This window comes from Paenibacillus wuxiensis (assembly GCF_040195695.1).
Taxonomy (GTDB): domain Bacteria; phylum Bacillota; class Bacilli; order Paenibacillales; family Paenibacillaceae; genus Paenibacillus_B; species Paenibacillus_B suaedae.
In genome coordinates this window covers 202,954-228,260 of record NZ_JBEFZI010000003.1, presented here as the reverse complement: position 1 = coordinate 228,260, position 25,307 = coordinate 202,954, and the positions used below count along the sequence as shown (strand labels likewise).

Genomic DNA, 25,307 nt, shown 5'->3' with positions numbered 1-25,307 from the left:
CATAATGGAAAGCAGACAAACTTTCGTGTGACTAGGGTTGGGGGGATATAGATGTACGATGTATTCTTAGTCGATGATGAGCCGTTTATTATTGAAGGATTGCAATCTATATTAGAGTGGAATGATTATGGTCTCCGTATCGTTGGGCAAGCGGAGAATGGAGAGGCCGCCTGGGACATTCTGAAAGATCACCCTGTCGATTTGGTTGTGACTGATATTATGATGCCGAAGATGACAGGCTTGCAGTTGATTGAGAAGGTGAAGCAGGCGCATCCGCATACACGTTTTATTATTTTGAGCGGGTACAATGAATTCGTCTACGTGAAGGAAGGCATTAAGCACGGGGTTGAGAACTACTTATTGAAGCCAATCAACATTGATGAATTCCGCTCTACGCTGGAGAATACAGTTCAGAAGCTGGATCAATCCCGCATGCATCATATGGTGGATCTGCACAATCGGGACATCCTGCGTGACAACGTGCTGTTCCGCTGGCTGCGTGACCGCATTCATATGGAGGAGCTGCAGCAGCGTGCGGATCTGTTGGATATTCATTTCGTGCATCCTTATTATATGGTCGTTCTTGTTCGTCCTGAGGTTCGGAAGGACAATGAAATGGACTATATGAAGCAAGATGAGGTTGCTTCTCAGGCGAAGCATCTGTTGGATGAGAAGTTCGGTGGATTTTGCGTGCGCGAGTGGGACGGAGAAACGGCGATTGTTCTTGGTTTATATAATCGCGAGGACAAGCAGGAAGCGATAGAGAAGCTGGTGCAATGGAAGGCAGAGACGGAGCAGAATCTGCAATCGGTGCTGGAAGTCACTGTCGGCAGCGTGCAGGAGGGGTATGCCAAAGCCTCTGTCAGCTTCGATCATGCGAAGCAGGTGCAGCCATACCATCTCGTTCGAGTAGATGACAGTATTATAGATTGTGATGAAATTGAGAGTTATCGCTCCTCGCGTCCTTCTTCGGTACAGCCGGAGACGGAACCTTACGTGAAGCTGCTCTATGCACGAAATAAGGAAGGGCTGCGCGAACAGCTTGAAGCAGATTTCGAGCGTTTGTCGGATACGGACGGTGTCACGCCGCGCGATATGCGGAACTTCGCTGTAGAGCTGCTCATCGCATGGAAACAATCTGTGAAGGGGTCAGCGGTGCTGCAATTGAATGATGAACGCGATTGGTTCGATGACGTGTATCATATTCAGACGCTTGATGCCTTGAAGGATCATGTTCTACAAGTGGCGGCACATGTGATTGAATTGATGAGTGAACCGGAGGACATGAGTCCTGTCGTCAGACAGGTACTCCATGATATCCAAGAACGTTATGCGGAAGAACTGTCGCTTAAGACGCTCAGTCAGGTGTACAATATTAACCCGGTCTATCTGGGACAGTTGTTCCAGAAGGAAGTCCAGTCGACGTTCTCAGATTTTTTGAATAAGACACGGATTAACAAGGCGAAGGAAATGCTGACAGGTACAAATTATCGGATGACGGATATTGCAGCCAAGGTTGGTTACTGGGATAAAAGCTACTTCTACAAGCAGTTCAAAAAGTATGTTGGCATTTCTCCAAAAGAGTATCGAGAGATCCATAGTGCAGCGAATGAATTGGCATAATAACCAGCATTGGAAAGGGCATCCATGGCGAAGTGACGCTGTGTAAGCCCTTTCTTTATTTTGTACACCAAATCTAAAGTTTATTGACTATTGGAAGCGCATCAGTTGAGTTACCCTATAAGTACAACATAGCAACGGGGGATGATGGGATGCAATTCATCAAAAATGCCTTTCGGAGCTTAAACCGCAATCGAATCTTTCTGCTAATGGTTCTTCCGGGAGCCTTGTGGTTTTTGTTCTTCTCCTACCTGCCGATGTTCGGAACTGTGATCGCTTTCAAGGACTATCGTTTCAGCCGAGACGGCTTCCTTGCCAGCTTGCAGCAAAGCGAATGGGTAGGTTTTAAAAATTTTGAATACCTTTTCAAAACGAATGATGCTTATGTCATCACAAGAAACACGATACTATACAACGTAGTTTTCATCGTTATCGGTCTTGTATGTGCCGTAGCAATGGCAATCATCTTGAGCGAAATTGTGAATAAACGGTTGGCAAAATTGTATCAAACCGGGATGTTCCTGCCTCACTTCTTGTCTTGGGTTATCGTCGGTTACTTTACATTCAGCTTCTTGAGTGTAGATAAAGGGGTAATGAACCAATTCCTTACTTGGATGGGCAAAGACCCTGTATCCTGGTACTCCGATACGACGTATTGGCCTTACATTCTCGTCTTCCTGAATATTTGGAAGGGCGTCGGTTACTCCAGTGTCGTATACTTGGCAGCCATTGTTGGTATCGACAAGACGTATTATGAAGCAGCGATGATTGACGGCGCGAACAAGTGGCAGCAAATTCGCCACATTACGCTTCCAGCGATTACACCGCTCATTACGATTTTAACGCTACTCGCCGTGGGACGTATCTTCTATGCAGACTTCGGTTTGTTCTATCAAATTCCGCGTGACTCCGGTCCATTGTATGCGGTAACGAACGTAATCGATACCTACGTATATCGCGGTTTGAAGGCGACAGGGGAAATTTCAATGAGTACGGCAGCTGGCTTGTATCAATCATTAGTCGGATTCATTCTTGTCATGACCTCGAACTGGATCGTTCGAAAATTCAACAAAGACAATGCGTTGTTCTAGGCTAGGGGGGAATGACTTTGCGTAAGACTAAACATCGCGACGTTCATGAGTTGTCCAGAGGTACGAACCTTTTGTTCAATATTATTGCTGGTGGATTCGCTCTCTTGTGTGTATACCCATTCCTTTTCGTTATCGTAATCTCGTTAACGGATGAAGAATCATTGGCACGTAAGGGATACACACTGTTTCCTGAAAAATGGAGCTTCTCGGCTTATGAGTACATTTTCAAAGCTGGGGATCAGTTGCTCAATTCCTACGGTATTACGATATTTATTACGTTAATTGGTACGTTGATTAGCTTGGTGGTTATCAGCTTGTATGCTTATGCGATATCTCGCAAAAACTTCGAGTACCGGGGATTCTTCTCCTTCATCGCATTCTTTACGATGCTGTTCAACGGTGGTCTCGTACCAACGTACATGGTCATTACGCAAGTGTTGGGGTTGAAGGATTCGATCTGGGCGCTTATCTTGCCGCTCATCATGAACGCGTTCTACGTACTCATCATGCGTACTTTCTATAATACGACGGTACCAGACGCGATTATCGAATCTGCAAAAATTGATGGTGCTGGTGAATTGCGGGCATTCATTACGATTGTACTTCCAATCTCATTACCGGGGATTGCCACAATCGGCTTGTTCGCGACACTTGGCTTCTGGAACGACTGGTTTAACGCTTTGCTCTATATCGACAATCCGTCGCTCGTACCATTGCAGTCCATGTTGATGCGTATCGAGAACAGTATGCAGTTCTTGCTGTCGAACGCACAGTTGAACTCTTCCGGTCAATCGCTCGAAATGCTGCGGACATTGCCGCAGGAAGCAACTCGGATGGCGCTTGTCGTACTGGCAACATTGCCAATCGCATGTGCTTATCCATTCTTCCAACGCTACTTCGTTCAAGGCTTGACGATTGGTGCGGTAAAAGAATAACTCTTTACCCTATGGTTATTCCCGGATGGCGGCGATGATCATTGCCGCCTCTGGAAATAATATAAACATTCAGCGTGGTACAAAAAGGGGAGGTAACAAAATGGCTAAGGCAAAAAAAATGCTGATGATGACATTCTGCCTCATCATGGTCGCATCTTTGGTTCTCGCAGGTTGCGGAAATAAAAAAGATGAAGCGGCTGGCACAGCAGGAGACAAAAAAGACGAAAAGCCAGTAGAACTGATCTGGTACACGATCGGTACTCCGCAAAAAGACGTTGACAAGGTAATGGAGAAAGTCAGCGAGTACACGAAAGAAAAAATCGGCGCTACAATCAAAATGAAAATGTTCGACTGGGGCGATTACAACCAAAAGATGCAGGTAATCGCCGCTTCTGGGGAACCTTTTGATATCGCTTTCACGTCCTCATGGGCATTTGATTATGTACAGAACGCTAAAAAAGGCGCGTTCTATGAACTGGATGAGCTGCTAGACAAATACGGTCAAGATATTAAAAAGAACGTTCATCCATCCTTCTTGGAAGGTGCTAAAATCGAAGGTAAAACATACGCGATTCCTGTAAATAAAGAACTTCCAGCTCAAAAAGTATTCCGCTTCAACAAGAAATATGTTGATAAGTACAACATCGACATCAACTCCATCAAGACTTTGGACGATTTGGAGCCAGTTCTTGCAAAAGTAAAAGCAGGCGAGCCTGGATTGTATCCAGTGTCTGCTGACAAGCAATTCAAGTTCGGTGTTCCTTACGACTTGGTTAACGAAAACTTGCCAATCGGTGTAGCATTGACGGATACGAACGACTTGAAACTCGTCAACGTTCTGGAACAACCAGACATGATGAAGAGCTTCGAGACGATGCATGAATACTACAAAAAAGGTTACGTAAAGAAAGACGCGGCTACAGCACAAAACGGCGATGAAATGAAAACGGGCAAATGGTTCGTTGACATGCCGGACACTCAACCGTTCGCAGACAACCAATGGTCACAAACGCTCGGCTATCCAGTTGTATCTACTCCTTACACAGAGCCTTATGTTTACAACTGGTCTGTAATGGGTTCGATGCACGGTATTTCCGCGAACTCCAAGTACCCAGAGAAAGCAATGGAATTCTTGAACTTGCTCAACTCTGACAAGTACTTGCGCAACCTGGTGAACAACGGTATCGAAGACGTTCACTACAAACGTATTGACGATAGCACAGTAGAATACTTGCCTGCTAAGACAGAAGGTTACGATATGCCAGCATTTACACTTGGTAACTTCTTCATCTTGGATAAGTTGCCTTCTGACCCTAAAGACAAATGGGAACAATTCGCGAAATTCAACGATTCCGCGAAAAATGCGCCGCTTCTCGGCTTCCACTTCAACGCTGACAGCGTGAAAACTGAGATTACGGCTTTGACAAACGTAAAAGAAGAGTTCTATGCATCTCTGTATACAGGTTCTGTAGACCCTAAAGTTTACGTTCCTAAAGCAGTAGAGAAGTTCAAGCAAGCTGGCTTGGACAAAGTAATGGCTGAAATGCAAAAACAATTGGATGAGTGGAAAGCATCCAAGAAGTAATCAATACCGGGGCATGATTGAATTTCGCCCAGCAGCAGATTTGACAACTAGAGCATGGCGACAACAACGTGCAGAGCGAAATGAATAGCCCTTTGTATCCAATCAGGTGGAGCGCTTCGCTTCACCTGATTGTGTACTATTTTGGACAAATAATTGGTTGTTTTTTCACATCCTAATCATTACAATATAATTGATATATTAATTATCTTATTTGCTATAATACAAATAATTCACTTGCGTTGTGATCATAAGTGAAAAGGAGAGAGCCGACATGGAACGTCTACCACAAGCCGTGCTTCGCGTGATGGAAGAAGCAAAGACGAAATTGGCCTATAACCCGAAATTGATGGAGCAGTTCCTGAACTGCTTCCCGAATACGCTGCAAACAACAACTAAGCTGCATGAAGACGGTACATCCTACGTCTTTACTGGAGATATTCCAGCCATGTGGCTGCGCGATTCCAGCGCTCAGGTACGCCAATACATGCCGCTTGCGAAGGACGATGCGGATGTGCGACGCGTCATTGCCGGATTAGTACGCAAGCAGCTGAAATATATTCAAATCGACCCTTATGCAAATGCATTTAATGAACAAGAAGTAGCACTGGATGAAATTCATCACCGTGACCAAACGAAGCTGAACGGCTGGGTATGGGAACGCAAGTATGAGATTGACTCCCTCTGCTATCCGCTTCAATTGTCCTATTTGTATTGGAAAGAGACAGGGGACACTTCCCTATTTGACGGTGAATATAAGACGGTTGCCCATCTCATCATGGATCTGTGGACGACGGAACAGCGTCACTTTGCGCAATCGCCATACCGCTTCGAGCGGATGGATTGCCGCAAGACAGATACGCTCAAGAACAATGGCATGGGTATGCCGGTCAACTATACAGGCATGACATGGTCTGCATTCCGTCCAAGTGACGATGCGTGCACATTTGGCTATTTGGTTCCTTCCAACATGTTCGCGGTTGTTGTGCTGCGGTACTTGGAAGAAATCGCAACAACGGTTTATGAAGATGCGCCGTTTGCCGCGAAGGCTCACGCACTGATGGAAGAAATCGACGAAGGCATTCAAGCGTACGGCATCTTCCACCACCCGAAATACGGCAAAATCTATGCTTATGAAACAGATGGCTTCGGCAACTATAACCTGATGGACGATGCGAACGTGCCTAGCTTGCTCGCGATTCCGTACCTTGGTTATACAACGGCAGACGATCCAATCTATCAAAATACACGCCGCTTCATTCTGAGTGAAGAGAATCCTTACTTCTACTCCGGTAAAGCAGCGAAGGGTATCGGCAGCCCGCATACGCCGGATCAATACATTTGGCATATTGCCTTGTCGATGCAAGGCTTGACAGCAAACTCGCAGGAAGAGATTGCTTCCCTGATCGAGCTACTCACAACGACAGATGCAGGCACAGGTTACATGCATGAAGGCTTCCATGTGGATGATCCTGCACAGTTCACACGTGAATGGTTCGCTTGGTCGAACAGCTTGTTCTCAGAACTGATTTTCCGCGAACATTGGCTTAAAGGGGAATAAGCAATAAGCAAGCCAATTGCTCATGCAGCAAAGTCAGATCATTAGGAATACTGGCACCTCTATCACACACATCATGGAAGAGAGGGAAACAACATGACAAAAAAGACAGCCCATATCATTTCTCATACACACTGGGATCGCGAATGGTATATGCCTTACGAGTATCATCACACTTTATTGATTGAATTGATGGATACGCTCCTTGATACACTCGATAACGATCCAGGCTTCAAGAGCTTCCATCTGGACGGACAAACGATCATGTTGGAAGACTACTTGCAGGTTCGCCCTGAAATGAAGGAGAAGCTGACGAAGTACATTCAAGAAGGCCGCATTCATATCGGCCCTTGGTACATCCTGCAGGATGAGTTCTTGACAAGCAGCGAGGCGAATGTGCGCAATATGCAAATCGGTCATCGCGATGCGAAGCAGTATGGCGGCAACATTTCCAAGGTTGGCTACTTCCCGGATTCATTCGGTAATATGGGCCAAGCGCCGCAGATTTTGAAGCAATCCGGCATTGATGTGGCTGTATTCGGCCGCGGTGTTAAGCCAACTGGATTCAACAACCAAGTATCGGAAGATGCAGCATATGAATCGCCGTTCTCCGAGATGATCTGGGAATCCCCAGACGGCTCGCGCGTCATCGGCATTTTGTTCGCGAACTGGTACTGTAACGGAATGGAAGTACCTGTTGATGAGCCGCAGGCAGTCGCTTATTGGGACAAGCAAATTCCGAATGCGGAGAAATTCGCATCTACACGCCACTTGTTGTTCATGAACGGGTGTGACCACCAGCCGATTCAAACGGATCTGTCCAAAGCGATTGAAGTGGCGAAGAAGCTGTTCCCGGATGTGGACTTCGTTCATTCCAACTTCAACGATTATGTAGATGAGCTTCGCAAGGAGCTGCCTGAGAACCTGCAGACAGTACACGGCGAATTGCGCAGCCAACGTACAGACGGCTGGTATACGCTCGTTAATACAGCGTCCTCCCGTGTGTACTTGAAGCAAATGAACGCAGAGAACCAGACGCTGCTTGAGAAGGTAGCAGAGCCGCTTGCGGCAATTGCGCACCAAGCAGGCAAGCCATACCCACACCACCTGTTCGTGTATGCGTGGAAGACATTGATGCAGAACCATCCGCATGATAGCATTTGCGGCTGCAGCGTGGACGAAGTGCACCGTGAAATGGTGACACGCTTCGAGAAGTCGAAGCATACAACAGAGACAATTATTAATGAAACGGTAGACAGCCTGCTGAAGCAGATTGATACATCCGTATATAGCGGCAAGCAAGCTGTGCCATTTACCGTATTCAACTCGACAGGATACAATCGCGACGGCGTAGTGGAAGTGACAATCGAATTGTCTCGCCGCTACTTCCGCGAAGCTCATCCGATGAAGCTGGCAGCGGAAATGAAGAAGGATCCAATCGTACCAGGCGCAGTTGTCGACGCAGACGGCAACGTGCTGGATTGCGAATGGGAAGATGCGGGCGTAGTCTTCGGCTATGACTTGCCGAAGGATAAGTTCCGTCAGCCATATATGGCGCGTGCAGTGAAGGTGCGCTTGCAAGTACAAGACATCCCTGCATTCGGTTATAAGACGCTTGCCTGGGTGACAGGTGCATCGAAGGAGCAAGGGGCTAGCCTTGTGACAGGCGAGTTCACACTTGAAAATGATCGCTTGAAGGCAGTTGTTGCGGAAGATGGTTCGCTTACGTTGACAGACAAGTCGACTGGCCATACGCATGCTGGCCTGAACGTATATGAAGATGCAGGCGACATCGGGAACGAGTACATGTTCCGTATGCCTGCAGGCTCCAAGCCGCTTACGACGGCAGGGCTGAAGGCAGAGCGCAAGGTTGTAGAAAATACGCCATACCATGCGGTAATCGAAGTGGCGCATAACTGGAGCATTCCGGTATCCGCTGACGATAAATTGGAAGAAGAGCGCCGCGACATTGTGGACTTCAACCTTCGCAAGGCACAGCGCTCGACTGAATTGGTTACATTCCGCATTATTACTCGCTATACGCTCGAACGTGGTGCGAAGCGCGTCGATGTTCATGTAACGATGGATAACAAGTCCAAGGATCACCGCGTAAGAGCGTTGTTCCCGAGCGGCTTTGAGTCCGAAACACACCTGGCGGAATCGATCTTCGAAGCGGCACGCCGCAACAACATTCCGGCGAAGGAATGGGAGAACCCTAGCAACGATCAGCATCAGCACACATTTGTCAGCGTAAGCGACGGCAAGCTGGGCTTGACGGTTGCGAACAAGGGCTTGTTCGAATACGAAGTATCGCAAGACAACAAGAACACGATTGCAGTTACGCTGCTTCGCTCTTCCGGCGAGCTTGGCGACTGGGGCTACTTCCCGACACCAGAAGCGCAGTGCATCGGCGTTCATACGGCTGAATATGCAATCATCCCGCATGCTGGCGACGTAGTTGCTTCTGGGGCTTACGCGGAAGCACATTCGTTCCAAGTGCCTTGGGTTGTACGCCAAGTAGAAGTGCAGGAAGGCAAGTTCCCAGTGAACCATGCATTCCTGGCATGGAACGGCGAAGGCGTAGCGTTCTCCTCCTTGAAGATGGCAGAAGAGACAGGCGACATGGTCGGCCGTTGGTTCAACTTCAAGCATGAAGAAGCTGCTCTGAACGTATCGCTTCCAGAAGCTGCGAAAGGCTTCTACCGCAGCAACATCATGGAAGAAGTTCAAGAGAACATTGCTTCCACGAATAACCTTGAAGTAAGTGTTGCGTTGATCAGTGCTGAGATCTTCTCGCTCGGTATCCAAAAATAATACGTATGATCATAGGAAAGACGCTTGCGAAGACTCGCAAGCGTCTTTTTTGTTGTCAGATGAGCTTGCATAGCAATTCATATTTATTTTACGAACAGGAAAATAACCCCTTTACAAAAGCATTTTTATCGCTAAAATAAATTTTAACGATAAAAATAACCTTAGTGGAGGGTTCCTTATGAAGCTGCTCATAAACAATCCCGCATTCCGATTTCTATGGCTTGCCCAAATCATTTCTGAGCTTGGTGACGGTATTACACGGCTCGTTGTTATCTTTCTTGTCGCTCATTTATCAAGCGATCCGCTGGCTATTAGTCTTGTCGTACTCGCTAATGTACTGCCAAGCATGCTCCTTGGAACATTCGTAGGCCCGATCGCTGATCGCTTCCAGCGCAGCCACATCATGATGGCCGCTGATATCTACCGTGCGATCATTGTTGTCCTTCTTATCGCATCCCAGCACAATTTATACGGAATTTATGCTTTAGTATTGCTGCAAAACATCGGCACCGTGTTTTTTGAGCCTGCGCGTTCCGCTATTGTGCCCAGTCTTATTGGGAAAGAGAACATCACACAGGCCGTTTCTTTCTCGCAGGCTACTTATATGGCTATGAGGCTGGTGGGGCCATCGATTGCGGGGCTGCTAATTCCACTAGGTCATTTTGACCGGCTATTCCTTTTTAATGGACTTACGTTTGTGCTATCTGCTTTGTTTATTTATGCGATGTCCAAAGCAATACCTATTCCTGATCGAACCCATGAAGATATCCAAGATGAACGCGGGGTGCGCAAGCAGTCAGCTGCTGAGAAGGAACCGTACTGGAAATCCTTGAAGGCGGGGCTGCGCACAATTTACCGCCACGATGGATTATTTGCACTCCTTCTGCTGCTTGTGCCGATCATGCTTGTCATGGGTGTTATTAATACAAACTTGAATGCGGCTTTGCTGCAAACCTTCCGCATCCCGGCCGAGCACTTTGGTTTCATCTCCAGTATGGTAGCCGTGGGAAGCATATTAGGGGCGCTCGCTGCACCTTATCTCATGAAGCGAATGGCTTCCAATGTTCTGCTGCTCGGGGCAGTAGGGGTTATCGGCTTATTCTGCTTGCTCATTGTTCCATTGCACTCGCTGTACCAAGCGAGCGGGGTTCTCAGCGTATATGTATGGTCGATTGGTCTAGGCGTATCAATTGCCTGCACGAATGTGCCGCTCAGCAGTTTGTTTATTACCATTATGCCAGATGAAATGAGAGGCCGCGGATCGGGAGTATTCGATTCTGTGTCGCAAGCCGGCACGGTTCTTGGCATAGGCATAGGTGGGTTATTCGCTTCTATGTTCGGCGTATTGTTTGCCACTGCGCTTGCCGGATTGCTGCTTATTATTGTCGTTGTCATTTTCCCTCTGTTAAAATATAACCAAGCACTTCGGACTACGAACGAAGCGAAAATGACGGGAGGAGACCTGGCGATGTCTTCTTCAGACTAAGGGAGGGGACAGCTTGCAAGAGCAGCGAGTAATTAACGATGTCGAGCTGTTGAAGATCATGCTAGATCCACGCCGGATGCAAATATTGCGGTTTGCGCAAGACGAGCCGATTACGGTGAAGCAGATGGCAGAGATAATGGATGAGAAGCCATCCAGACTGTATTACCATGTGAAAAAGCTGGAGGAGGCTGGGCTGCTGGAGCTCGTTGAGACGAAGCAGCAGGGGAATCTAATCGAGAAGTATTATCTTGCAAATCAAGAGAAGCGTAGCTATACGTTGGGGAAGGAATTATCACAGGAGCATTCTAGTCTGATTGTACAAGAGCTTCTGCGCATTACCCATCAAGGTATAGATGTAATCGAGGACGGAATGCGAAAAGGACAGTACGGAGAGGACTTGCTTGCGGAAGCAAAGATTTCCTATTCGTCCATGACGCCGATGGAATGGGCGGAGAAAGCGTATTATGTACAGCAAGCAACCTCAGCTAATTACACGCCGCCACCTTTCAATCCAGACGAGTCCTCGATTGCTAATGATGAACAATTGCGAGAGCAGACGACCAAGGATGAATACGTGTTCGTCATGCTCAGCTACCGCCTAAAGGATGTCCCGAACCGGGAATCTGTCGATGGTAACGAGAATATGAATCATGATTGATGGATATTTGATGGTAATCTTTGTTCAAATTTGGGACAATGTTAAGGTTAATCGAATATGCAGAAGAACACCCACCCTCCATGCTTAAGATAAGCAGGAGGGTGGGTGTTTGTTTTTGGAGGTTTGTACGGTACATACAATGCTTCTCCAAGTTACGTATGGATTCTTTTAGAAGGAAATGCCTTACCCGCCGATGATCGTAAGTTCCTTTGGATAAGAAGTTAACACTTCAACACCGTCTGCGGTTACGATGACATCATCCTCGATGCGCACGCCAGCCACCTTCGGCACATAGATGCCCGGTTCAATCGTGAACAGCATGCCCGGCTCAAGCACATCCTCGTTGCGCTCATGTACAGATGGGTACTCATGGACATCGATGCCGAGGCCATGACCGAGACGATGGGTGAAATAATCGCCGTAGCCTTTGTCCGCAATGACCTTGCGTGCTGTGCGATCAAGGCTGCCGAACGTAACACCTGGCTTCACAGCTTCAATGGCTGCCATGTTCGCGGCGAGCACCGTATTGTAAATTTCCTTGCAAGTATCATTCACTTCACCTACGGCGAATGTGCGCGTGATGTCAGAGGCATACCCGTTCGCGTATACGCCCATATCGAACAAGAGAAGCTCGCCTTCCTTGATTTTGCGGGAACCTGGTACGCCGTGCGGGAGTGCTGCATTCTCTCCAGCCAGCACCATCGTGCTGAAGGATGGGCCGTCTGAACCAAGCTTCTTCATCAAATATTCAAGCTCTGCCACCATTTCGATTTCACTCATGCCTACTTTAACTCGGCTTACGCCTTCCAGCAGAACAGCTTCGACAAGTCGAACTGCTTCCTTCATGCGAACGACTTCTTCTTCCGACTTGATAACACGCATCGCCTGCAGAATTGGGCCCGCATCTACGAAGCTTTCCGCTGCTGTGGCACTCGTTAATGCTTCATAGCGCTGTACGGACATATGTCCCTTCTCGATCGCGAAGCGAGCTGCCTGCTGTGGCAGATGCTGCTTCAGGATGTCATAAGGGTTGTCTGTATCTGTATGGGTAGCAATCTGCTGCACCACAGATACAGCGGCTGCTTTGTCCCCGTCCAGTACAGGTACAATGAGTGTTGGTTCGCCCTGTTGAGGGACTACGATTCCAAGGAAGCGCTCATGCGGATCACAAGCAAAGCCAGTCAAATAATAGACATGTTTCGGATCGGTAATCAGCATCACGTCAATGCTGCTTTGCTCCATGGCGGAATGGAGCTTGTTCCATTTATCATTCATCGAAAATCTATCCTTTCGTACGTTGGAATTAGGTGGTGTAAGGTCATTGCTAGTATTGCTTCTATTTTCGACTGTACCATGACCGATTGAAAATTGCGAATAGACAAAATAAAAAAAAGGAGTATTATATATAATACAGACTGATTATTTTCACGTGTTTTCACAACATGTGTTTTATACTGTACTAGTATCATGCCAATTATCTCCATGAGGAAAGGAATGACCGTCATGAACAATACGAAGACTCGCACGAACCATCAAGCAAGCGAACGCGTTGAAAACCATCGAGTTGATTCCGTTACCCATTCACAATCATCCACTATGCGTGGAGCAGACATTGTCGTAGACTGCCTGAATCGTCAAGGCGTCACTCATATATTTGGAATTCCAGGGGCTAAGGTTGACAGCGTTTTTGACGCACTTGTTGATCGTGGCCCCTCTTTAATTGTGTGTCGGCATGAACAGAACGCAGCGTTCATGGCTGCCGCGGTAGGGCGATTAACAGGCAAACCTGGGGTGTGCCTGGTGACATCTGGACCAGGGGCCTCCAACTTGGCAACAGGTCTTGTTACTGCAACGGCGGAAGGTGATCCAGTGGTTGCTTTAGGTGGCGCTGTATCACGCGCAGATCGCTTGAAGCGGACACACCAATCCATGGACAATGCAGCACTGTTCCAGCCGGTAACGAAGTACAGCGCAGAAGTGCAGCATCCAGACAACCTGCCGGAGGTCCTGACGAACGCCTTCCGTGCAGCGACCTCGCCGCGTCAGGGCGCAACCTTCGTCAGCCTGCCGCAGGATGTAATTACTAGTCCGGTACAGGTATCGGCGATTGGCCCGCTGCCTTCGCCACGGCTTGGAGCGGCTCCTTCTGAAGGAATAGCCGAGGCGGCTGAAGCATTGCGCAGTGCGCGCATCCCGGTCATTCTCCTTGGGATGCGGGCAAGCTCGCCGGAAGCAGTCTATGCGATTCGGCAGTTGGTCGCACATACCAACATTCCGGTTGTAGAGACCTTCCAAGCAGCAGGTGCTATCTCTCGCGAATTGGAGGCTCACTTCTTCGGCCGTATCGGATTGTTCCGCAATCAGCCGGGGGATGAGCTGATTGAACAATCGGATGTTGTGCTGACCATCGGGTACGATCCCGTGGAATATGATCCGAAGTTCTGGAATCATGATGGCAAGCGCCACATCATTCATCTCGATGATGTCCAAGCTGACATTGATCATGATTACCAGCCTGAGATGGAGCTGCTCGGAAGCATCGATCGTACCGTGCAGGAATTGACGAAGCACTTGGCCGGCTTGCAGCGGACGCCAGAAGCGAAGGTGCTGTGCGATTCCTTGCTTGCGAAGCTGGTAGAGGCGTGCGAGCCGCCGCAGAAGGTGAAGCCGGGAACGGTTCATCCCTTGCAAATTATTCATGGTCTGCGCAGCGTCATCGATGACCACGTTACGGTAACGTGTGACGTGGGCTCTCATTATATATGGATGGCGCGTTACTTCCGCTCTTATGAGCCGCGCCGCCTGCTGTTCAGCAATGGCATGCAGACACTTGGCGTCGCCTTGCCTTGGGCCATCGCCGCTGCCTTGGTTCGTCCGAATGAGAAGGTGGTATCCGTATCAGGGGATGGGGGCTTCTTGTTCTCTGCGATGGAGCTTGAAACAGCCGTACGCTTGAAACTGCCAATTGTCCATCTCGTCTGGAATGACGGCACGTACGATATGGTTGCGTTCCAGCAGCAAATGAAATATGGCCGGACTGCAGGTGTCGAATTCGGCCAGCCTGACATGGTGCAGTATGCAGAGAGCTACGGAGCTACTGGCTACCGTGTCACGGATCCTGCCGAACTGGTACCGACACTGAGGAAGGCGCTTGAAGCAGAAGGGCCTGTCGTTATCGACATTCCGGTCGATTACAGTGATAATATCGCGCTTGGAGATACGCTGCTCCCAGACCAATTCCACTAAGAAAGCATCTGGCAGCGTAAGAAAAGTACAGCTTGCAACAAGGAGGAACAGATAAGATGAATGCCGTATTGGAACATCCAGTTAACGAAACATTACGTCCATCGGACTCATATACAACAACGGAACGAGAAGCGGAACACCGCTCAGAGCAGCCGAGCGCCATTTTTCAGACATCTACCATGAGCGCTCTGCTCGACGGTGTATTCGAGGGAAGCATGACAATGGCTGAGCTGAAGCAGCATGGCGACTTCGGTATAGGCACATTCAATGAATTGGATGGGGAATTAATCGCCTTCGATGGAGACTATTATCGCTTGCGCTCCGACAGCAGTGTAACGCCCGTGAAGCCGGAAGACGGAACTCCATTTGCTTCCGTAACGTTCTTCCAGCCAGTCAAGACATTCCGTGTGAACCAGCCAATGAGCCGCAGCCAGCTAGAGCAGCTGATAGACAGCCTGCTCCCGAGCCTGAACCTGTTCTATGCGATTCGTATTGACGGGGAGTTCGAATGTGTAGTAACACGTACCGTTGCGAAGCAGAAGCCGCCATTCCGCCCGTTCTTGGAGGCAATCGAATCTCAGCCAACATTCACATTGGAGAAGAAAAAGGGAACTGTAGCAGCGTTCCGCATGCCAGCATTTGCTCAAGGAATAGCTGTAGCGGGCTATCACCATCACTTCGTTGATGATGCGCGCACAGGCGGCGGGCATGTGCTGGACTTGCAGCTTAAATCAGGCATCGTGCAGATAGGCAAGCCGTCAGAGGTGCATATGCATTTCCCTGAGACCGAAGCGTTCATGAACGCTGACCTGACGAGCCGCGATCTTGATGCAGAAATTGCGAAGGCAGAAGGTTGATCCGATAGTCAAGCCTGCTGGTAAGCAAACGTAGAACCCGCACGTTGAACGTACGCATCGTACCCTGTACTCGTACATTCATAGTTCCCGTACCTGTACTCGTACATCAGTACCCGTACAGTGTTCATTTGAATTGCAGCATCAGCGTGTACACAAGCAAGTTAACAATATGCCAAGAAGGCCTGAATGGGAGAGTATGGAGCCCGTTTGGGTCTTTTTTTATTAAGGAGACAAGGTTGTGTGTGATGGTTAATGAAGGGTAAATCCCCCTAACGCCTTGATAGAGCGGGCATCAGGGGGCGGATGATACTGCACTTTGAAAGATGCGGCAGCCTTAACTCATGCGAGCAACAGTAAACGATGTGGCAAGCGTGGAAATTTCATTGGACAATTGCGCTGCGCTTACATCATGACGCAATTCCACAGCATAACAGAATTCGTAGAAGCCTCCGAGTGTGGCTTTGAAATTCGTTTCCCAATAGTTCGTCATTAACCAAGCATAGGTAGACGGCTTAGTGTCCAGCGACTGCTGGGTATGAACAAGTCTGCGGCCATGCTCAAGCGATCCCAGTTGCAGCAGCGGTGTATCGGGCATAGCGAGAAGCAGTGTAAGCTCTTCGGACTGTGAACCTGTATAGTCTGTCACTGGAGGTTTATCGCTAGGATCAGCTGAATTAGGATGCGATGCATGCGTATGATTGCACCATGCCAGACCTTCTTGAATGCACGTATAATCCAGGCACGTGCCTGGCAGCTGATCGATCCATGGACGTACGATGGCTCCTGCTTTCTCTACATACAAGGTATCTTTGTGATGTTCGCCAGTCGTGAACGGCAGTGCGACATATACGTTCTCGGGAAGCCATACGCTGTCTTTGTGAAGCCGAACAGATATCTCGACCCGATTCGATGCAGCATGTACCTTCAGGAATAGTGCGTAATAGCTCATTCCTTCGATCACGTAAGTCAGCTCTATTGTCGCATATAACGGACCATTCTCGATTGGACGTGCACGGACGAGGCGACCGGTGCTTCGCTCTACGTTTATACCCTTGCGATTGCGTCCCATCCGGCTGCGAACAGCCCAGACTTGGCTCTGATCGCTTGAATCAGCAGCCGGAGTGACCTCGTAAATGGGTGTGAATGCACCGTGCTCGCGATTGGCTGCCAGCATTTCGCATCCCGTTTGTTTATCGATCCAAGAGATAATGCCCTCGTTTTCCTTCCATTCAATCCGTACATAGGGTGATTCAATCGAATGCTGAGCAATACGAATAGGACCATGTGTAGACTCCTCTGCATGCAAGTCCTCCATATCATAGACTCGATCACTTCCCATCAGGCGGGTATTGGATGTTGTCAGATTTGTAGGGAGAGCTGGTGCCTTACGAAGGTTAAGGAAGCACTCTTCACCTGGATCGAGCGTGACTTGAACGACAACGGACTGTGGGTGAGGGGACTGATGCGGAAGCACATTCCCGGTTCCTTCATGTACGACTTCCAATCCACCTTCGAATAGAGCAGGCTCCCATCCGTCCAAGGATAGGGTGACAAGCTTGGCAGCGGGTGCATGCTCCGTGTTCACAATGCGATAGCGGAATGGACGCTCAGGATATAGAGGTGCAGCACCTTGCGCGAACAGCACCTGATCCAGCGCTTGGTGCGCAAGGCGGCTGGCCTCGGCTGCATAGGCCTGCTTGCGTACTTCGAGCAGCTGTACGTTCGGGTGCCATGGCTCATAGATGGAGGAATGGTAGCCCCACGTATGCTCCGCATACATGACAAGTGCTTGCTCGACTTGATTCAGCTTCGAGATGTCCACGATGCTGGCCTTCGAGTCGAGACACTTCACCTTGCGCAGTGTGCGCTGCGCGTCACGGAACAGCTGTGTATGCATGGCTGTCGAACTGACGCCGTCAGACCACCAATCCGGCCAATCCCCTGTATAGACCGGTAATTGGTCAACATCTTCCTGCTTCAATTTAGCAAAGAAATCATGAAGCGTCGTCATCTCGATACGTATCGAATCGCCGTATTTATCGTTCCAATTACGAATGAACTCCATAATTCGGCCGTTGGGTGCGGCATTGTCTGTACCTAGACCAGACAGCATGACCGGTACAAAGTCATAGGGATACCCTTCTTCCTCAAGCCGGCATACATAACGGTGCATACGGACGCGGGCAATCTCGTCATGATGCGCATCGATTAACTGGTTATCGAACTCGTCTTGGATCATATACTTGCCGAGTGCACCGGGACATAAGCCAAGCTCGTTGCCGAACATGTAGTGCTCTCCGTTCCAGACGAGTAATCTCTCGCCATTCGGCGCCTGCCACCAGAAAGGCGTCTGCTTGCGGCCAAGTGCGAACATGCCATGGTGGGTGTGGATGCAGCTGAATAAATGCTTGATGCCATTGTCGAGGAGGCTCTGGGCATACCCCCATCCATAGCCATTAATGTCAGCAGTCATCGCTGAGTCCACATGTTGCCCAATCGACTCTGCGTATGTCTGTGCTTTACGATGAATGCTATGCAATAAGGAATAGTCCGGCAGCTCCGTCATATTCAAATACGTACCGGACAGCTCGATGCTGCCGCTGCGCACAGCCTCCGCGAATTGCTCGCGCTCCTTCTCCGAAGCTTGCTCCAAGAAACGTTCCACTGCCCAGAATGTCTCGCAAGTCCAGCGGAATCCCCTCCATTCCGGCTTCGTTCCGTTCGATGCTTGCTGTACAATGTTCAGCGCCTGTCGAATAAATTCGACGTGATAGCGCTCGATCTTCTCCTGGCGTTCTGTATATCCAATGTCCGTATGGGAGTGGTGTATCGCATAAATGGTCCAAGTCCGCTTCGGGGAGGGGGTTACCGCACGCGCGATATGCTGTTCGATGTTCATCATGTAAGGCCTCCAATTCCATTTCAGCTAGGTAACAAGTAATGAAAGAGACCTTCCGCTCCATTCCGGGTTCAGAAGGTCAGTGACATGGCAGCGAAGAGCAGAGATCGTGTGTCCCTGTCTTCTCTCCTGTATGCCCTCATTGTAAGAAATGGTGGGAAGGTTGTATTTGGACTGGTTGGCTTTGTTTTTGTAAAATACGGACATCATTATGCGTTCGGACGTTGACTCGGATCTGTATCGGGACGAGCGCGGTGGAGATCACGGCGACGGTAACGTGCAGGAGATACTCCGAGCAGCTGGGTGAATACTCTTGTAAAATAATGCACCGACTCGAAGCCACACTGCGCAGCGATATGCTTAATGGCTGCATCAGTATCGAGTAGAAGCTCCTTCGCCAATTGGATACGCCGTTCTTGTACATAATGGACGAACGTCTGACCGCCATGCTGCATGAACAGTCGGGATAGATGACGGGGAGAAATGTGCAAATGCTGTGCCACGATCTCAAGCGACAGCGGTTCACTAAGGTTATCCGCTAAGTACAGACAGGCTCTGCGGAACAGATCATTCGTGCCGACAGAAATGTTCGCGGCGCCTATGGACACTTCCGGGAGCTGGTAGGTATGCGGCGCGAATAGCGGCAGCATCGAATACAGCAGTGCCCCAGCTGTCGATTGCAGTACCGCAATCGGGTAAGCGGCTTGTCCCTGCCCATTCGCGTTATCGAACATGTACAGCAGGGCGCCCCACAGCGCTGCTGTTGCTGACTTCTCAGCTGAAGGAATAACAGGGACGGCATCTTGCGCCAGTACTTGATAGGCACGAGCGTAAGCATCTGCCGAATCTGATTCGATGATGTCGAAGGCGACGTAACATAGCGCAAGACCCTCGTCACTGCGAATCTGATGCCAGATGCCAGGTCGGGAACAGAAGGAGGTTCCTGAGGATAGCGGATAATGCTTGCCATCGTCGATATATTCTCCGCTCCCTTCCATGACGTAGCACATTTCAAAAAAAGAATGTCGATGCAGCGTGTTATGGTAATGTTGGGACATGAAGCCCCAGTAATGGACACGATAGCGCACAGGCCCGCAGTCGATCTGGGTGGCGTATATATTGAGCGCATGATTTGCTTTTTTGTATGCTATAGGACTCGCATTCATCATATGTACTCCTTTGTGTACCATACGTATGTCTAACATGATGCTTGGTTGAAATGCAGCTGCGTAGCGAAGTTCTGATTCTTCGCAGTATGGCCCTGATCTCTCTTAATCCTCCTTATTTGACGAAAGGATATGCTTGCCAATGGCAAAGAGGAAAATTCCTACGTAAGCACCTACTCCCAGATACCACGAAAGAGTTTGATTAGCATCCTCCTCTAGCTGTGCTAGCAGGGTAGCTTGATCGGTAGAGACGAGAAGGGTTTTGTTCTCCTTGAGCGGGACGAGCTGTCCCTCTTGCACGTGGACGGCAATAATTGAGCTTCTGCCAGGCCGAATGCCTCGATAGGCACATCTATTTTCTTTTGAAAAAATTCCGTCATTGCATATCAGGTATATTTCTTCCTGAGTCTCCGCTCCATATACCATCGATGGTGTTAATATAAGATGTCCGGTCAGCAGCAACCATTCATTAGAACGAATCGGGTATCCAGCTACAGCTGCATCTTTTGCGAGCCAGTTGTTAATCTCATCGGGAGTACTAGGATAGTCTTTCCTTTTGTTGGGGACGTAAGTTTCTCTTTGCAGCAGTGCAAATGCAGGCTGAACGTAATCGGAATCTCCTGTTGGAGCCGCAGCTGTCATTTTTCCTTCAATAATTTGATAACCGTTCTGTGACAAATCGATCGTCGTTTCTGGCTTTATATTTTCCAGCTTCGAAATCAGGCTGCGAGTCTCCCTTTCTTTACCTGTTCCCAGTAGGAAAATAATGATGAGAATCAATGCTAGGGAGGCTACGACAATAAGATCAAATAGAAAGCCTTTATTAAGTGTTTTTTTCATGGTTTCTCCTCTGATTTCTTCCCTGGAAAATGTGAAGATCAACTGTAAAGTGAGGCAACAATTGGAACTGTCTCTTTGCTATGACGTTTGTTACAATAAAATTTACCAGTATTTTAGTATCTAAATAAATCGGTTTTACGAACAAAGTATGTATGCAGTTGAATCGTATCAATTTACCGGGCAATTGAGTTCGAATTCACATAAGTGTCACATATAACGCTTTCAGCAGCCATGTTGTTCACAATTCGTCACAGCAATTGATCGTCCGGTTATGGGACAATATGGATGGAAGCTGGAAATCATCATATGGAGGGGACGGACGATGTTGTTAACGGCAGAACAGCTGGAACAGTGGAGTGGTGATACCGTGGAGCGAATGGAGACGCGCAAGGCAGCTTATCAATTGCTGGCTGATTTCCTGGGAGAAGTTCCAACATTAGATGTCATCATGGCATGGCGGAACGGGCAGGAGCTTAAGTTGTTGTCATCCAGTTCCGAAGGAGCCCAGAAGCTGTGCAGTATGCTCACGAACATGTCGATTAACGAAATGTACGCCGTATACTCCTCGCTGCGAGACGAGTATTTGCGCTTGTTCGGCTCTTCAGGCCAGCTGCCTGTAGCGCCTTGCGAGACCATGTATCGTGCGAGCGAGCAAATGTTGCCTAAGTCATACGCTCATGATGTGCGGCAAATGTATGCTGAATTCAGTTTATATTTCAAGAAGATGAACGGAGAGCCTGACGACCATATTTCCATAGAATTGGAATTCATGGCTGTTCTCATCGAGAAGATGATGAACAATGTGGCCTCGAAAGAGCGTTATGAGCGTTATATGAATGGCCAGCGCGAATTCGTGTTGGATCATCTGAAGAGCTGGGCGCCACGCTTCGCAGAGGACTTGGCACAGCATGCTGAACATCCAATTTATAAGGCAATTGGAATGCTGCTAAGAGAGTTCATCGCTAAAGAAGCCGCATGGGCAGAACAGATGAAGATCGCATAGTTGCACATTCTGTATCGATATTGATGCAGTAAGATAGAACGAGATCGAGATCTATGCATATGACAAGGGACCTTTCCACACAAAGGTCCCTTCTTCTCTATACGGACTTGCACGTAATGCCGCGCCAATAGATCGTCCAAGCGGCTTCAAGATTGCTCTCGAATCGGCTTACGCCTCCGTACAGAAGCTGTACGAACAGCCCGTCCAATATCGAGATGAATGCCTTGGCTGCCTGCTCGGGATGAACACCGTGAATTTCTTGTGAGCGCAGCGCCTGTGCCATGCGGGGGATGAGCCCCTTCTCCAGCCGCTCGATGAAGGAGTGCATGCGTTCAAGGACAGGCTCTTGCAGCGATGGAGGCGGGAAGAAGGCGACCCGCAGCATAAATTTGAGCACATCATACTGGCTGTACCGGTGACGGTACGAGTCAAGCAGCAGCTTCAACTGATCGTAGAGCGGCAAATGCTCATGCTTGTGGAAAAAGTCCGTGATCCAGTTTAACTCATCGACAAATACAGATTGCAGCACGTGCAAAAACAGATCTTCCTTGCTCTTATAATGCGCATAAATAGATGGCTTCTTAATGCCGACTTCCTCGGCAACTTTGGACAAGGAAGTCCCGGCATAGCCATATTTGGCAAAATGGGATAGAGCGATAAGTTGAATGCGGTTGGCAGTCAAAGGGAAACCCTCCATTCTTAGCTGTTCCATAACTACCTATCGTTCGTTCGACGAAATTATGTCACACGGTTGAAATCGTTGTCAATGACATATTTGAAAGCGGAGAATTCGGGTATAGTAATTCAATATGGATTGTTCTTCCTTCACCTCTTGATTAAGACATATTGCAGAATTATATAGTAGGATGCTGTATAAGGATAGAAGCATGTTAGATACAGATATTTAGAGATGGGGGAGCATGCGGATGAGGAGAGCATTGCAGGTAGGTTTGTTTCTGATCTTATTGATGACGCTAGGTCTATACATAAACGATACGTTCGGGCATACCATCGCTACATCCTTAAGTATTATGACGACACTCGCGGTCATCACGCTTGCCGTTATTATTTTTATGGAAAATCGGCATCCTTCCAGCACGGTTGCATGGATTCTGGTGCTGGCACTCGTTCCTGTAGTCGGATTTATTTTCTATATGCTATTTGGTCAGAATTATCGCAAGCGGCGCCGTTATGCCCGCAAGGCTGTCCAGGATCGGCAGGGGTATGCCTTCATTGATAATGAATCGCTGACACGCAGGGAGCAGGTATTCGCTACCTTCAATCCTGATGAGCGCCAGCTTCTGCGACTGACGAGCCGACTTAGTAAGAGCCCGATATCCTTCGGCTCCGATACGCGGATTTTGAACAATGGGGAAGAGACGTTCTCTGCGCTCATTACGGAATTGAACCAAGCGCAGCATCATATTCATATGGAGTATTATATCTATCGGGATGACGACATCGGACGATCGCTTAAGCGAATACTGATTGATAAGGCAGCTGCTGGGGTTAAGGTTCGCTTCATGGTGGATGCGGTCGGAAGCATGCATCTGCCGAAGACATTCTTGGCGGATCTGCGAAATGCCGGGGTCGAGGTGGCGGTGTTTGGTGCTGTGAAATTCCCGCTGTTCTCGAATCGGGTGAATTATCGGAACCATCGCAAAATTGTTGTCGTGGACGGAAACGTCGCTTTTATCGGCGGATTGAATGTTGGAGATGAGTATTTAAGCCGCAGCAAGACGTATGGCTTCTGGCGCGATACTCATATGATCGTCCGAGGCGAAGCGGTGAAGACGATGCAGATCATTTTCCTACAAGATTGGTGCCATACGACAGGATGCAAGTTGTACGATCCAGAATACTTGACACCACAGCCAACGGAGTCGGCCTCAGGCGCGGTTCAGATGATCGCAAGCGGCCCCGATCAAGAATTCAAAACAATGAAAAATGTATTCTTCTCGATGCTGACTTCGGCCAAGAAATCAATCTGGATCGCAACGCCGTACTTTATTCCGGATGAGGATATCTTTACAGCCTTGCGTGTAGCAGCATTGTCTGGTGTGGACGTGAAGCTGCTGTTCCCGGCTAAGCCGGATAAGTGGCTGCCGTTCCTGGCATCGCACTCCTATTTCCCGGGACTCATGGAGGCGGGGGTTCGCATCTATGAATATGAGAAGGGCTTCCTGCACTCGAAGCTCATTATTGTGGACGGAAAGATGGCGACGATCGGAACGGCCAATATGGATATGCGCAGCTTCCACTTGAACTTCGAGGTGAATGCACTGCTGATGCGTACAGAGAGTGTTCAGCAGCTCGTAGAGGAGTTCGAGCTTGATCTGCAGTCGGCCGCACCGATCGTAGAAGAACAGTTCGCACGCAAAAAAGTGTTCATGCGCTTTCTTGAATCGGCCGCACGTCTATTCTCACCGCTGCTGTAGGCCTAAGTGGACTATAGTGGTAGTTGGAATAGATTGACTCCATGTGTGGTTTGTGGCATGATTAGTTAGAACTCCTTTTGAGAACGATTTTCATTATCTGTGGAATGCGGGAGGAACGATCATGTCTGTATTGAACACACGCTCTCTTACGTTATCGTACGGGGAAACCTCTATTATAGAAGATTTAACGGTAAGCATACCTGAAGGCAAGATTACGGTGCTGATTGGAAGCAACGGATGCGGCAAGTCGACGCTGCTTCGCTCCCTTGCCCGCTTGCTGAAGCCTACGCTTGGTACGGTTCTGCTGGATGGTAAAGATATTCATCGTTCCAGAACGAGGGAAGTTGCGCGTAAGATGGCGATCTTGCCTCAGGGGCCAACAGCGCCAGAAGGGTTGACGGTTCATCAGCTTGTGAAGCAAGGACGCTATCCATACCAGACCTGGCTGAAGCAGTGGTCGGAAGAGGATGAGCGGCTTGTACGCCATGCGCTGAAGGTAACAGGCCTTGAGGAATTGGCTGATCGGCCAGTAGATGCCTTGTCCGGCGGTCAACGACAACGGGCGTGGATCGCCATGACGCTTGCGCAGAATACAGATATCGTTCTGCTCGATGAGCCGACAACGTATTTGGACTTGAGCCATCAGATCGAGATACTGGATTTATTGTATGATTTGAACCGGAATGAGGGCCGTACCATCGTGATGGTTCTTCATGATTTGAACTTGGCTTGCCGGTATGCGGATCATATTATAGCTGTGCGCAATAAGGGCATTCATTCACAGGGAGCTCCAGAAGATGTGCTGACGGTCGACATGGTGAGGGACGTATTCTGCATGGAATGCATCGTATGCGATGATCCGCTGTTTGGTACACCGATGTGCGTGCCGCGCGGCAAAGGGCGCATCTGCGGTGAACGTTGTGAACGCAAGGATGAGTGCGCAGCGAACACAATGCTGCAATCAAGCGCTGTATAAAGGAAATACGGACTTTAGAAAGATGTGGACGGAGAAATCTAAGAAGCTGTTTGGCGTTGCCAAACGGCTTTTTTTGCACCCTTATTGCCCCTTCTTTTTCCAACTGATATGCTTGGACTATTAATTATGACATATGAT

General features: G+C 48.8%; 19 protein-coding genes. 14 read left to right on the top strand and 5 right to left on the bottom strand.

The features are described from left to right. The first annotated feature begins 51 nt into the window (after positions 1-51). The 8 genes from ABN764_RS07320 to ABN764_RS07285 all read left to right on the top strand — a co-directional run bounded on the left by ABN764_RS07320 (position 52) and on the right by ABN764_RS07285 (position 11,744). Positions 52-1,623 (top strand): response regulator, encoded by a 1,572-nt coding sequence (locus ABN764_RS07320; RefSeq protein ID WP_446671438.1) that lies wholly within the window; start codon positions 52-54, stop codon positions 1,621-1,623. Positions 1,624-1,772: 149 nt separating this feature from the next. Then, positions 1,773-2,711 carry an ABC transporter permease gene (locus ABN764_RS07315; protein ID WP_065293760.1) on the top strand — a complete coding sequence of 313 codons (939 nt, stop codon included), beginning with the start codon at positions 1,773-1,775 and terminating at the stop codon, positions 2,709-2,711. Positions 2,712-2,722: 11 nt separating this feature from the next. After that, positions 2,723-3,646: a carbohydrate ABC transporter permease gene (locus ABN764_RS07310; RefSeq protein ID WP_028533372.1), complete on the top strand. Its 924-nt coding sequence runs from the start codon at positions 2,723-2,725 to the stop codon at positions 3,644-3,646. 100 nt (positions 3,647-3,746) lie between these two features. Further along, positions 3,747-5,231 (top strand): ABC transporter substrate-binding protein, encoded by a 1,485-nt coding sequence (locus tag ABN764_RS07305; protein ID WP_072729094.1) that lies wholly within the window; start codon positions 3,747-3,749, stop codon positions 5,229-5,231. 271 nt (positions 5,232-5,502) lie between these two features. After that, on the top strand, positions 5,503-6,789 hold the full coding sequence (locus ABN764_RS07300; RefSeq protein WP_446671437.1) for a glycoside hydrolase family 125 protein: 1,287 nt from the start codon (positions 5,503-5,505) through the stop codon (positions 6,787-6,789). 93 nt (positions 6,790-6,882) lie between these two features. Further along, positions 6,883-9,600: an alpha-mannosidase gene (locus ABN764_RS07295; RefSeq protein WP_446671436.1), complete on the top strand. Its 2,718-nt coding sequence runs from the start codon at positions 6,883-6,885 to the stop codon at positions 9,598-9,600. A gap of 178 nt (positions 9,601-9,778) precedes the next feature. Further along, entirely contained in the window at positions 9,779-11,086 is a 1,308-nt protein-coding gene (locus ABN764_RS07290; RefSeq protein WP_446671435.1) for an MFS transporter, read from the top strand. 13 nt (positions 11,087-11,099) lie between these two features. Continuing rightward, the gene (locus ABN764_RS07285) at positions 11,100-11,744 is read left to right on the top strand and encodes an ArsR/SmtB family transcription factor (protein WP_268624106.1); all 645 of its coding nucleotides are present in this window, start codon (positions 11,100-11,102) and stop codon (positions 11,742-11,744) included. A gap of 183 nt (positions 11,745-11,927) precedes the next feature. On the opposite strand, the gene ABN764_RS07280 is transcribed toward ABN764_RS07285, so the two are convergent. Beyond that, the gene (locus ABN764_RS07280) at positions 11,928-13,019 is read right to left on the bottom strand and encodes a M24 family metallopeptidase (RefSeq protein WP_268624105.1); all 1,092 of its coding nucleotides are present in this window, start codon (positions 13,017-13,019) and stop codon (positions 11,928-11,930) included. Positions 13,020-13,340: 321 nt separating this feature from the next. Here ABN764_RS07280 and alsS point away from each other — a divergent pair, with 321 nt between their 5' ends. Further along, entirely contained in the window at positions 13,341-14,990 is a 1,650-nt protein-coding gene (gene alsS / locus ABN764_RS07275; protein WP_446671640.1) for an acetolactate synthase AlsS, read from the top strand. 56 nt (positions 14,991-15,046) lie between these two features. Then, positions 15,047-15,847: an acetolactate decarboxylase gene (gene budA, locus ABN764_RS07270; RefSeq protein WP_446671434.1), complete on the top strand. Its 801-nt coding sequence runs from the start codon at positions 15,047-15,049 to the stop codon at positions 15,845-15,847. Positions 15,848-16,181: 334 nt separating this feature from the next. Here budA and ABN764_RS07265 read toward each other — a convergent pair whose 3' ends face one another. Beyond that, the gene (locus ABN764_RS07265) at positions 16,182-18,749 is read right to left on the bottom strand and encodes a glycoside hydrolase family 38 N-terminal domain-containing protein (RefSeq protein ID WP_446671433.1); all 2,568 of its coding nucleotides are present in this window, start codon (positions 18,747-18,749) and stop codon (positions 16,182-16,184) included. 84 nt (positions 18,750-18,833) lie between these two features. On the opposite strand from ABN764_RS07265, the gene ABN764_RS07260 reads away from it, so the two are divergent. Continuing rightward, entirely contained in the window at positions 18,834-18,974 is a 141-nt protein-coding gene (locus ABN764_RS07260; RefSeq protein ID WP_161627355.1) for a hypothetical protein, read from the top strand. On the opposite strand, the gene ABN764_RS07255 is transcribed toward ABN764_RS07260, so the two are convergent. Together ABN764_RS07255 and ABN764_RS07250 are read right to left on the bottom strand one after the other, a co-directional pair. Continuing rightward, positions 18,956-19,915, bottom strand: coding sequence for a helix-turn-helix domain-containing protein (locus ABN764_RS07255; protein WP_446671432.1), 960 nt, complete (start codon positions 19,913-19,915; stop codon positions 18,956-18,958). The two genes, ABN764_RS07260 and ABN764_RS07255, sit on opposite strands and share 19 nt — an antisense overlap. A 102-nt stretch (positions 19,916-20,017) precedes the next feature. Beyond that, positions 20,018-20,752, bottom strand: a complete 735-nt coding sequence (locus tag ABN764_RS07250; protein WP_446671431.1) for a hypothetical protein — start codon at positions 20,750-20,752, stop codon at positions 20,018-20,020. Between the two features lie 322 nt (positions 20,753-21,074). On the opposite strand from ABN764_RS07250, the gene ABN764_RS07245 reads away from it, so the two are divergent. Next, complete coding sequence (locus tag ABN764_RS07245) at positions 21,075-21,755, top strand: TorD/DmsD family molecular chaperone (protein WP_021257210.1); 681 nt, start codon at positions 21,075-21,077, stop codon at positions 21,753-21,755. Positions 21,756-21,852: 97 nt separating this feature from the next. On the opposite strand, the gene ABN764_RS07240 is transcribed toward ABN764_RS07245, so the two are convergent. Beyond that, positions 21,853-22,437 carry a TetR/AcrR family transcriptional regulator gene (locus ABN764_RS07240; RefSeq protein ID WP_021257209.1) on the bottom strand — a complete coding sequence of 195 codons (585 nt, stop codon included), beginning with the start codon at positions 22,435-22,437 and terminating at the stop codon, positions 21,853-21,855. Between the two features lie 244 nt (positions 22,438-22,681). Here ABN764_RS07240 and cls point away from each other — a divergent pair, with 244 nt between their 5' ends. Together cls and ABN764_RS07230 are read left to right on the top strand one after the other, a co-directional pair. After that, positions 22,682-24,193 carry a cardiolipin synthase gene (cls, locus tag ABN764_RS07235; protein WP_021257208.1) on the top strand — a complete coding sequence of 504 codons (1,512 nt, stop codon included), beginning with the start codon at positions 22,682-22,684 and terminating at the stop codon, positions 24,191-24,193. Positions 24,194-24,314: 121 nt separating this feature from the next. Further along, a complete protein-coding gene (locus ABN764_RS07230) occupies positions 24,315-25,169 on the top strand; it encodes an ABC transporter ATP-binding protein (protein ID WP_021257207.1) in 855 nt (284 codons plus the stop codon). The last annotated feature ends 138 nt before the right edge of the window (positions 25,170-25,307 follow it).